This window comes from Kitasatospora aureofaciens (assembly GCF_001188955.3).
Taxonomy (GTDB): domain Bacteria; phylum Actinomycetota; class Actinomycetes; order Streptomycetales; family Streptomycetaceae; genus Kitasatospora; species Kitasatospora aureofaciens.
The window spans coordinates 1-10506 of record NZ_JPRF03000089.1 but is presented as its reverse complement, the minus strand read 5'-3'; the positions used below and the strand labels follow the sequence as shown (position 1 = coordinate 10506).

At 74.9% G+C, this 10506-nt stretch carries 7 protein-coding genes and 2 pseudogenes; 4 read left to right on the top strand and 5 right to left on the bottom strand.

Annotation, left to right across the window (positions count from 1 at the left end; all coding sequences use genetic code 11):
- Nucleotides 1-518 (top strand): annotated as a pseudogene (locus tag HS99_RS38640) (hypothetical protein); the annotation flags it as partial.
- A 139-nt stretch (nucleotides 519-657) separates the two neighbouring features.
- Here HS99_RS38640 and disA read toward each other — a convergent pair.
- Nucleotides 658-1716 carry a DNA integrity scanning diadenylate cyclase DisA gene (disA, locus tag HS99_RS38635; RefSeq protein WP_030284398.1) on the bottom strand — a complete coding sequence of 353 codons (1059 nt, stop codon included), beginning with the start codon at nucleotides 1714-1716 and terminating at the stop codon, nucleotides 658-660.
- 195 nt (nucleotides 1717-1911) lie between these two features.
- Nucleotides 1912-3423 (bottom strand): DNA repair protein RadA, encoded by a 1512-nt coding sequence (gene radA, locus HS99_RS38630; RefSeq protein ID WP_030284400.1) that lies wholly within the window; start codon nucleotides 3421-3423, stop codon nucleotides 1912-1914.
- Nucleotides 3424-3573: 150 nt separating this feature from the next.
- On the opposite strand from radA, the gene HS99_RS38625 reads away from it, so the two are divergent.
- Nucleotides 3574-5106, top strand: coding sequence for an RNA polymerase sigma factor (locus HS99_RS38625; RefSeq protein WP_141763900.1), 1533 nt, complete (start codon nucleotides 3574-3576; stop codon nucleotides 5104-5106).
- Nucleotides 5019-5477 (top strand): hypothetical protein, encoded by a 459-nt coding sequence (locus HS99_RS48630; RefSeq protein ID WP_370863338.1) that lies wholly within the window; start codon nucleotides 5019-5021, stop codon nucleotides 5475-5477. The genes HS99_RS38625 and HS99_RS48630 overlap by 88 nt, the downstream gene beginning before the upstream one ends.
- Before the next feature lie 34 nt (nucleotides 5478-5511).
- On the opposite strand, the gene HS99_RS38620 is transcribed toward HS99_RS48630, so the two are convergent.
- Nucleotides 5512-6846 (bottom strand): DUF1254 domain-containing protein, encoded by a 1335-nt coding sequence (locus tag HS99_RS38620; RefSeq protein WP_030284405.1) that lies wholly within the window; start codon nucleotides 6844-6846, stop codon nucleotides 5512-5514.
- 98 nt (nucleotides 6847-6944) lie between these two features.
- Nucleotides 6945-8282 carry a DUF1254 domain-containing protein gene (locus HS99_RS38615; protein ID WP_030284407.1) on the bottom strand — a complete coding sequence of 446 codons (1338 nt, stop codon included), beginning with the start codon at nucleotides 8280-8282 and terminating at the stop codon, nucleotides 6945-6947.
- Nucleotides 8283-8480: 198 nt separating this feature from the next.
- Here HS99_RS38615 and HS99_RS38610 point away from each other — a divergent pair, with 198 nt between their 5' ends.
- Nucleotides 8481-9521, top strand: coding sequence for an NAD-dependent epimerase/dehydratase family protein (locus HS99_RS38610; RefSeq protein WP_030551635.1), 1041 nt, complete (start codon nucleotides 8481-8483; stop codon nucleotides 9519-9521).
- Between the two features lie 82 nt (nucleotides 9522-9603).
- On the opposite strand, the pseudogene HS99_RS38605 reads toward HS99_RS38610, so the two are convergent.
- Nucleotides 9604-10416 (bottom strand): annotated as a pseudogene (locus HS99_RS38605) (polyprenyl synthetase family protein); the annotation flags it as partial.
- Between the last annotated feature and the right edge of the window lie 90 nt (nucleotides 10417-10506).

The following is a 10506-nucleotide window of genomic DNA, read 5'->3' as shown; positions in this document are numbered from 1 at the left end:
GGGGCAACCCGGCTCCGGCGGGCGGGTCCGGCGGGGGTTCGGCCGGCGGGTCCGGCGGCTCGGGCGGCGGCGCCCCGGCGGTGAACACCCCGGAGGTCATGGCGCTCCCGGTCTGCTCCTCCTCGCAGGTGGCCCTGGAGCTGGCGGGCACCCAGAACTCGTACCAGCCCAAGGACAAGCCGAAGCTGGCTCTGACCGTCAAGAACTCCTCCGGCGCCAACTGCCGGGTGGACCTGGGCCGTACCGCCTCCGTGATCACGGTCAGCAGCGGCAGCAACAACGACCGGGTCTGGTCCTCCGGTGACTGCCCGCCCGACAAGGGCAGCATCTGGGTGCAGATCCCGGCGAACAGCAGCCAGACCGAGACCTTCACCTGGGACCGCAGCCGCAGCAAGCCGCAGTGCGCGACCGCCGACCAGACGGCGCCGGCGAGCGGCACCTACGTGGTGCTCGCGGAGCTCACCGGGCTCTCCGGGGACAAGGTCTCGGCACGGACCTCGATCCGACTGGACAACTGAGCGCCCGTCAATCCCGTACCGGAGCCTCCGACCGCAGCGCGCGGTCGGGGGCTCCGGCGTCGTACGGCCCCGGAAACGCGGGACGGCCCCCGGGGAAGCGCCTTCCTCGGGGGCCGTCCGCGGTCTGCCGCGCTCCGGGTCAGACGTAGCGCTCCAGGATGGACGATTCGGCAAGGCGGGACAGGCCCTCGCGGACCGAGCGGGCGCGGGTCTCGCCGACGCCCTCGACCGTCTGCAGGTCGTCGATGCTGGCGGCGAGCAGCTTCTGCAGGCCGCCGAAGTGCTCGACCAGGCGCTCTATCACCGTGTTGGGCAGGCGCGGGATCTTCGCCAGCAGGCGGTAGCCGCGCGGGGAGACGGCGGAGTCCAGGGACTCCGGCGAGCCGGAGTAGCCGAGCGCCTTGGCAACCGTCTGCAGGTCCAGCAACTCGGCGTGGGTCAGTGCCTCCAGGTCGCCCAGCACCTCGGTGACCGTCCGGCCCTTCTTGGCGGCGCGCTCCGGGAAGTAGTCCCGGGCGACCAGTTCGCGCTCCGGCTCCACACCCGCGATCAGCTCGTCCAGCTGGAGCGAGAGCAGACGGCCGTCGATGCCGAGCTCCAGCACGTAGCCGGCGATCTCGGTGGCGATCAGCCGGACCATCTCCAGGCGCTGGGCCACGGCGGTGACGTCCCGGACCGTCACCAGGTCCTCGATCTCCAGGGCGGAGAGCGTGCCGGCCACCTCGTCCAGGCGCAGCTTGTAGCGCTCCAGGGTGGCCAGCGCCTGGTTGGCGCGGGAGAGGACGGTGGTGGAGTCCTCCAGCACCCGGCGGGTGCCGTTGACGTACATGGCGATCAGCCGCATCGAGTGCGAGACCGCGACCACCGGGTAGCCGGTCTGCCGGTTGACCCGCTCGGCGGTGCGGTGACGGGTGCCGGTCTCGTCGGTGGGGATGGTGGAGTCCGGCATCAGGTGGACGCCGGCCCGGACGATCTTGGTGATGTCCTTGTCCAGCACCACCGCGCCGTCGAGCTTGCACAGCTCGCGCAGCCGGGTCGCGCTGAACTCGACGTCCAGCACGAAGCCGCCGGTGCACAGGGACTCGACGGTACGGTCGAAGCCCAGCACGATCAGGCCGCCGGTGTTGGCCCGCAGGACCCGTTCCAGGCCGTCACGAAGCGCGGTACCGGGCGCGATGGCGGTGAGGGAGGCCCGCAGCAGGGCCTCCTCACGGGAGGCCTTGTCCGCCCCCCGGTCGCTGGCTGCCACGTGACTCCTCCGGTCGACCCCGTGCCTCGCGCCGTGCGCCGGTCCGCGGTCTGTTGCTCTGTCGCTCAGTACCGCTCCGGTACTGCCTTCTGGCCAATGAGACTGGGGAAAGTCTAACTGCGTGCGGCTTCGGCAGGGCTTGGGTCAGCGCAGTTCGTCGGAGTCGAGCGGCTCCCAGCCGTCCATCAGCTCCTCCGGGTACGCCGGGACCTTCGCCGCGCGGGGTGCCGGCGGGGTCGACGGGGCCTCACCACGCCCCTCGACGCGCGGCTTGGCGGCGGCCCGGCGACGGCCTGGGATGGCCCGCAGCGCCTCACCGATGTCGGCCACCTCGACCACCTTCATGCCCGGCGGCACCTTGCCCGGGTCCGGCGGGACCAGGGCGTGGGTGAAGCCCAGCCGGTGCGCCTCGGCGAGCCGGCGCTGCACACCCGTCACCCGCCGCACCTCGCCCGCCAGGCCGACCTCGCCGATCGCCACCAGGTTGCTGGGCAGCGGGGTGTCGGTCGAGGAGCTGGCCACCGCGAGCGCGACCGCGAGGTCGGCCGAGGGCTCGGTCAGCTTCACCCCGCCGACCGTCGCGGTGTAGATGTCCTGCTTGCCGAGCTTCACCCCGCCGTGCCGCTCGACCACCGCCAGGATCATCGCGATCCGGGGCGACTCCAGGCCCGAGGTGGTGCGGCGCGGGGAGGGGATCTGCGAATCCACCATCAGCGCCTGCACCTCGGCCACCAGCGGGCGCTTGCCCTCCAGGGTGACGGTGAGGCAGGTGCCCGGGACGGGCTTGTCACGCCTGGTCAGGAAGAGGCCGGACGGGTCGGCCAGGCCGACGATGCCCTCGTCGTGCAGCTCGAAGCAGCCCACCTCGTCGGTGGCGCCGTAGCGGTTCTTGACCCCGCGGATGAGCCGCAGCCGGGCGTGCCGGTCGCCCTCGAAGCTCAGCACCACGTCCACCAGGTGCTCCAGCAGGCGCGGGCCGGCGATCTGGCCGTCCTTGGTGACGTGACCGACCAGCAGGGTGGCCATGCCGCGCTCCTTGGAGGCCCGGATCAGCGCGCCCGCCACCTCACGGACCTGGGCCGGGCCGCCGGGGGCGCCGTCCAGCTCGGCGGAGGCGATGGTCTGCACCGAGTCCAGGATCAGCAGGCCGGGGTTGACCGCCTCGATGTGCCCCAGCACCGCGCCCAGGTCCTGCTCGGCGGCGAGGTAGAGGTGCTCGGAGAGGGCGTTGATCCGGTCGGCGCGCAACCGGACCTGGCCGGCCGACTCCTCGCCGGTGACGTAGAGGGTGCGGTGCTGCCCGGTGGCCGCCTTGGCGGCGACGTCCAGCAGCAGGGTGGACTTGCCGACGCCGGGCTCGCCGGCCAGCAGCACCACGGCGCCGGGGACCAGGCCGCCGCCGAGCACCCGGTCCAGCTCCGGCACGCCCGTCGAACGGGCCGTCGCGACCTGGCCGTCCACCTGGGCGATCGGGCGGGCCGGCGCGCTGACCGGGCCGGCCGCGGTGGTGCGGATCGGCACCGCGCCGTACTCCTCGACCGTGCCCCAGGCGTTGCACTCCGGGCAGCGGCCGACCCACTTGGGCAGCTGGTTGCCGCACTCGGTGCAGCGGTAGGCCGGGCGCGGCTTGGCGGTGGTCTTGGAACGCGGAGGCATGCGGCCCACGGTAGTGCCTGGGGGTGACAGCCGCGGACCGCGACCGGACGCGCCGCACACCCACACAGATGGGCGATGTTGTTACCCGAAAGAAGTACATACGCGGTGAATGACGGGGGCGGGCGGCCCGTTGTCCCTACCGTCGGACGGGTGACAACGCGAACTGTTGGGCCCGCCGGGGCGCCGGACGCCGTCCTCGCGGCGTACGACCGGCAGGTGGACGGCCTGTTCACCTACTGCCTCTCGGTGCTCTGCGAGCACGACGCGGCCACCGCCGCCCTGCACGAGGTCCGCGAACTGGCCCGGCGGCACGGCGCCCGGCTGGCCGAACCCGGGCTGGTGCGGGCCTGGCTGTTCTCGCTGGCCCGGTACTGCTGCCTGCGGCGGCTGGCGGACGGGACGGTCGGGGAAGCGGGCTCCGGGACGGAACCCGGAGCAGGCCCCGGGGCGGAGCTGACCGAGGCCGAGGCGGTCCGGCGGCGGCGCGAGCTGGCCTCGCTCGCCTGGCCGGAGGCGGCCGGTACGGACCCGGAGCAGCGCGAGGCGCTGGAACTGTCGGTACGGCACCGGCTGACCCCGCTGGAGGTGGCGGCCGTCCTGGGACTGCCGTTCGACCGGACCCGCGGGCTGCTCGCCGCCGCCGAGGCCGAGGTGGCCCGGACCAGGGCGGCGCTGCTGGTGCTCGGGGTGGGCAGCTGCCCCGAACTGGACCGGCTGGGCGGGGCCGGGACGGAGTCCTGGCGGGACTGGGTGCTCGGCCCGGCGCTGCGGCGGGAGCTGGTGCAGCACGTGGTGGACTGCCCGACCTGCCGGGGGACGGCGGAGCGGGTGGCCGCCGGGGAGGCGGCCGAGGGAGCGGCGGGGTTGTCGGGGCTGCCGCTGCTGACGGCGCCCTCCCCGGCGGGCGGCGACGCTTCCGGGGCGGCGCGCCGGGTGGGCGGGGTGGCTTCCGGGGCGGCTGCCGGGGCGGCGTGGGTGTCCGCGGCCGGGGCGGCGGGGCTGCGGTTCGACCACGGCGGTTTCCCCCGGCACCGGGTGCCGGATGCGGGCCGGGGGCTGGCGGTCCGTCGGCGGGTGGTGACCACCGGGGTGCTCGCCGCCGTCCTGGCGGCGCCGGTGGTCGCGCTGTGGGCCGGGCACCGGGGCGGAGCCGGGCCGGGGTCGGCGGCCTCGGTCTCGGCGGTGCGGGTGGACGAGGCCGGACGGGACACCGGGCAGCGGCCGCCGTGGGCGGTGGGCGGGGCCGGCGCGGACGCGGCCGGGGGCCGGGGATGCCGGGGCTGGAGCTGGCGGGTGCGGGTCCCGGGGGTGGGGGCGTCGCGGGTGGCACGGGTGGCACGGGTGGCACGGGCAGTGCAGAAACGTTGCTTCCCGGCTTTCCGCGGCTCACCTTCCAGGGACCGCTGGTCCCGGTACCGAGCCGAGGTGCGACCCCGCTCGGCAGCCCCACCCTGGTCGCCGCCCCGGCCCCCGTGGTCGAACGGGCCTCCGCTCCGGGCGCGGGCGACCCGTCCCCGGCCGGGCTGCTCACCGTCGAGGCCCGCGAGTACGGCAGCCGGACGGTGCTCACCCTCACCAACTCCGGTACCACGGAGATCCGCTGGCACGCCGAGACGAACGCCGGATGGCTCCGGCTCAGCCGCGACGCGGGGACCCTGGAGCCCGGGCAGCGGATCACCGTGATCGTCACCGTGGACGAGGACCTCGCGCCGGCCACCCCCTGGACGGCCCGGATCGCCCTGCCGCCCTCGCAGGCGGTGGTCACCATGGAGGGCGGGCCGCAGAACCGCGGCGGGTCGGCGTCCTCCTCGGCGGATCCATCGTCGACGCCCTCGTCGGGGTCCTCATCGGCACCGGGCGGGGGGCCGTCGGCCACGGCCACGGCTTCGCCTTCGTCTTCGTCGACGCCGAGCCGTACGGGCGCGCCGTCCCCGTCGGGTTCGGGCGCGCCGCCGTCCTCCGGACCGCCGACCGCTACGGCGGCGCCCTCGCCGACGCCGACGGGCGGCGGGTCGACGCACCCGACCGGGGCGGCCACGGCCTCGGGACGATAGGAGGGCCCGGTCGCCGCCGGGCGGCCGGAAGGCGTCAGGTGCGGTGGATCGGGGGCACCTGGTAGCTGCCGTCCAGCACCTCCGGCTTGGGCTGGTAGAGCCGCATGATCGGGCGGAACTCGCCGAGCGGGGTGGGCAGCCAGTTGGCGGCGGCCGTCGGGTCCTCGGGCGGTTCGTGCTGGAGGGTCACGGTCAGCGAGCCGTCCGGGCCGTACACCAGGCCGGGGGTGCGGTTGCCGATGGAATAGCGGTTGATCGGGTTCTCGACCAGGTAGTAGTCCGGCACCGAGTACATCGTGACGGACCAGAAGGCCTCCACGGGCGGGGGCTGTTCGAAGTGGAGGGTGTAGCTGTGGGCGCCGGTGAGCGGGCGGCCGTCGGAGTCGTCGTAGGTCACCGCGTACGAGGCCTCGTAGGCGTGGTTGCCCCAGAGGCCGGCCCGGGCGGCGGCGGCGCGGCTGAGGTAGGCGGCGCGGCGGTCGGGGATCCGCCACTCGGGGTCGTCCAGGGTGCCGGGGCCCAGGTGGTCGAGGTTGTAGTCGAAGAGGTGGAGCGCGAAGCGCCACTCGCCGAGCGGGTGCTCCTCGGGCGGGCGGGTGGCGGCATCGACCCGTTCGCGTCCGGCGGCCAGGCCCTTGGCGAGCGCGAGGGTCCATTCCGCGGCGGCCGCGCGGTACGGCGAGCTGCCGTCGTCCAGCAGGCCCAGCGGGGCGAAGCGGCGCTGGTACTCGATGTCCGGGGTGGCCGGCGGGAAGGCCTGCATCCACACCCGCAGGCGTTCGAAGAAGGCCAGCCGCTCGGGGACGTCCGGGTCCGGCTCGGGCAGTCCGGCGACCAGGCCGCCGGGTTCCAGCGGCTCCAGGCTGAGCCCGGCCTGCAGTGCCTTGACCCGCGGGAGGTCGCGTGGACCGTTGCAGGCGAAGCGGCCGACGATCGTGCCCATGGTGGTGGGCAGCTCGATCACCCGGTCCGGGTGCGGGGCGGTGCCGTGCCAGTCGGGCGGGACGACCAGCCAGGTCTGCGCGTCGGTGCCGGTGGCGCGGCTGCCGAGGTAGGCCACGTTGTCCGTCCAGGCGCCGATGAACTGCAGCACGTAGTAGGCGCCGGAGGTGTCCGGGACGTGCAGCACCTGCGGGCCCTCGGAGAGGTCGAGCTGGGCGATCGAGTAGATCGTGTCGTTGTTGACCGAGACGAACTGGTCGCCGGGGCCGGCCAGCCGGGTGGCGTGGCTGAAGTGGTTGGGCGGCGCCGCCGGGAGGGTGCCCAGGCCACCCTTGGCGAAGCGCTCGACCATGGTGAGGCCGGCGACGAGCGGGTAGCCGTAGACGTAGGCGTCGGCGGCCAGGGCCTCCAGCTCGGGCAGGTTCATCGGGGGGTCCTTCGTCGGTTCGGGTCGGGGCCTGGGGCGGGCCTGGCGCGGGGTCCGGGTCGGGGACGGGTTTTGGGCCTGGGCCTGGCCGGGGCCGGTCAGCGCGGGGTGAGCGGCGGGGGCTGCCAGCGGCCGTCCAGGACGGAGGCCTCCGGGCCGTGGATCCGGAGCACCACGGCGAACGGCCCGTCCGGGGCGGGCAGCCAGTTGGCGGAGTGGTCGGCGTTGGCGGGGCGCTTGTGCTGGACGTAGAGGGTCAGGCCGCCGTCCGCGTCGCGGACCAGGCCGGGGGTGTGGCCGCCGACCGAGTAGCGGTCCAGGGTGTTGTCGACCAGCCGGTGGTCGGGGAGCGCGTAGACGGTCGCGGACCAGAAGAAGCGGGCCGGGGGCAGGGCGTCCGGGGCGAAGCGGATCAGGTGGTCGCGGTCGCTGGCGTTCGGCGGGCGGCGGCCCTCGCTGTCCGCCGCCCAACGGCCGTACCAGACCTCCTCGGCGGGCAGTCCGTACGGGCCGAGCTCGGCGGCGACGGCCTGCCGGAGGAAGTCCGCGCCGAGCTGTTCGCGGGTGCCGAACAGCTGGGCGGAGTCGCGGAGTTCGGCGAGCGCCCGGGTCAGCCGGACGCGGCCGTCGGCGATTCCGCGGGCGAACTCGGCGCGGACCTCCAACGGGAGGACGGCGGGCTCGAACTCGCCGCGGCCGTCGATGCAGAGGTCGGTGAGGCGGCCGCGCAGCCCGGTCTCGGCGGGCGGGAGCCCGTCGGTGAGGGGGAAGAAGCCGAGCAGGAAGTCCAAGAAGGTGAGGAACTCGACGCTCTCCAGGACCTCGTCGCGCCAGACCGGCCAGACCGGTTCGGGAGCGGGGGCGGGCGCCGGGGTGCCGGCGTACTCGTGCAGCGGGCGCAGCCGGTACTGCTCCTGGACGGCCCGCAGGGCGGCGAGGTCGGCGGGGGTGTTCCCGGTGAGGCGGGTGTGGCCGACCAGGGCGACCAGCCGGGTGGCGGTGCGGATCACGCCCTTGAGGCGGGGCGGGGGCTCGCCCTGCCAGTCGGGGCCGGCCACCAGGTAGTCCCCCGCGTCCTGGCCGGTGGTCCGGGAGCCGATCAACCCGGCGTGCAGGGCGTCGAGTTCGTGCACCGCGAAGACGTGGTAGCGGTCCTGGGCGGGGACCGAGAGCACCCAGGGTTCGGCGCGCAGGTCGAGCCAGGCGTGGGACGGGAGGGTGTCGTTGTCCGGGGTGACGGCGTCGGTGTCGGCGGGGGTGGCCGGGTGCGCGGTGTGACGGAAGACGCCGAAGCCGCCGACGTAGCCGGGGTCCGCGTCGTCCAGGGCCTGGGCGTAGAGGGCGCGGTAGGTCCGCAGCAGGGGGTGGCCGCGGATCCAGGCCTCGGCCACGGTCGCGCGGATGGTGGCCGGATCGACGAGTGCCGGGTTGACCATGCTGTCGCTCTCCCAGGCCGGATCAGGTCATGGATCGACTTATATCAGTACATTTCGGATGCTAAGGGGGGTGGGTTGGGGTGGCACGTCGGGGCGGCGCCCTGGCCGGCCGGCACTCCGGCCGGTGTACCTGCTCCGGCGCTCTGCTCAGCGCTAAGCCGGGCGTACGGGCGGGGTCGCCCGGACAGGCTGGGCGGTATGAAGATCCTTCTACTCGGGGGCTCGTCCTTCCTCGGACGTGCCTACGCCGTCGAGGCACTCGCCCGCGGCCACCAGGTCACCACCTTCAACCGCGGCCTCCGCAGCCCCGACCTGCCCGGGGTCGAGGCCGTCCGGGGCGACCGGGACAGCGCCGAGGACCTCGCGCGGCTGGTCGGGGGCCGCCGCTGGGACGCCGTCGTCGACACCTCCGCCCAGCAGCCCGCCCAGGTCGCGCTCTCCGTGCGGCTGCTGCGCGAGCGGGCCGACCACTACACCTTCGTCTCCTCGGTGCACGCCTGTGCCGACTGGGCCACCCAGGTGATCACCGAGGACTCCCCGCTCCTCCCCTGTCCCGCCGACACCCCGCCCGGCCAGCCGTTCGGCCGCGAGCTGAAGGCGGGCTGCGAGCGCGCGGCGCTGACGGGCATCGGCGCCGAACGAACGCTGGTGCTCAGCAGCGGGCTGCTGGTCGGGCCGTACGAGGTCGGCGGCCGGCTGCCCTGGTGGCTGGAGCGGATGGCCCGCGGCGGCCGGGTGCTCGCCCCCGGGGATCCGGGGCGGACCGTCCAGGTGATCGACGTCCGGGACTTCGCCGCCTTCGGGCTGGATCTGCTGACGGCCGGGACGGCGGGGCGCTTCCTCACCACGGCGCCGCCCGGGCAGCTCACCTTCGGGCAGTGGCTGGAGACCTGCCGGGAGGTCGCAGGCGCCCCTGGCACCGAACTGGTCCGGATCGACGACGGCCCGCTGCTGGCCGAGGGTCCGGACCGGGTGGAGCCCTGGACCGAACTCCCCTTCTGGGCGCCGGACCTGCCGGACTGGGCGTACATCTGGCAGGTCGACAGCAGCCGCGCCCGGGCGGCCGGGCTGCGCTGCCGCCCGTTCGCGGAGACCGCGCGGGACACCTGGGACTGGCTGCGCACCCGGGGGCCGGCCGAGGACACCGACGCCGAGGGGCGCAAGGCTGCGCCGGGGTCGCTGTTCAGGCAGGGCATCGAACCGGCCAAGGAGCAGCGGCTCCTGGCCGCGCACGGGTGAGCTGCGCGCGGTCCGTCAGCGACCGGAGTGGGGGACCGGACGGGTCGGCTTCCCGGTCCGGTCCGGATCCGCCGGACGCGGCTCAGTGGGTGCGGCGGGTCACCAGCTCGGCGAGGGCGAGCAGTTCGTCGGCCGCGGAAGGCTCCGGTACGGCCAACGCCAGCTGGGCCATCGCCGCGGCCATCCGCTCGCAGGACTCGCCCTGTGCCCAGCCGCGCCCGCCGGCCGCCTCGACGGCCGCCGCGCACTGCGCCAACTCCTCGGGACCGAGCGGCCGTTCGAGCGCGTAGAGCTCGGCGAGCCGGGCGCCCTCGGCGGTGCCGGAACCGAGCGCCCGGACCACCGGCAGCGACTTCTTCCGGGCGACGAGGTCCGCGCCGACCGGCTTGCCGGTGACCGCTGGATCCCCCCAGATGCCGATCAGGTCGTCGATCAGCTGGAAGGCGAGGCCGATCTCGCGGCCGAAGCCGTCCATGGCCTGTGCCGTTTCCTCGGAACCGCCGCCGTACAGCGCGCCCATCGCGCAGGCGGCGCCGAGCAGGGCCCCGGTCTTGGCCTCGGCCATCGCCAGGCACTCGGCGAGCGAGACGTCGTTGCGCTGCTCGAAGGCGCAGTCGATCTGCTGGCCCTCGCAGAGTTCGACCACGCAGTCGGCGAGCCGGCGGATCGAGCCGCGGGCGGCCGGGTGGGCGTCCTCGGCGACCAGGCGCAGCGCGAGGGAGTGCATCGCGTCGCCGGCCAGGATGGCCTCGGTGGTGCCGAACACCCGCCAGGCGGTGGGCCGGTGGCGCCGGGTGTCGTCCCGGTCGATGACGTCGTCGTGGAGCAGGGTGAAGTTGTGCACCAGCTCCACCGCGGCGGCCAGCTCAACCGCGCCGCCTACACCGTCGGCGGCCTAGTCTCCGCCGGACACCTCACCCACGCCGCCGCCGAGCGGCTGCTGACCGACGCCGCCCGCACCGCCCGTCCCGCCCAGGACCGGCAG

Coding starts and splice junctions, on each gene's coding strand:
- radA (WP_030284400.1), bottom strand. CDS start 3,423: ATGCCTCCGCGTTCCAAGACCACCGCCAAGCCGCGCCCGGCCTACCGC.
- HS99_RS38620 (WP_030284405.1), bottom strand. CDS start 6,846: ATGAACCTGCCCGAGCTGGAGGCCCTGGCCGCCGACGCCTACGTCTAC.
- HS99_RS38615 (WP_030284407.1), bottom strand. CDS start 8,282: ATGGTCAACCCGGCACTCGTCGATCCGGCCACCATCCGCGCGACCGTG.
- HS99_RS38610 (WP_030551635.1), top strand. CDS start 8,481: ATGAAGATCCTTCTACTCGGGGGCTCGTCCTTCCTCGGACGTGCCTAC.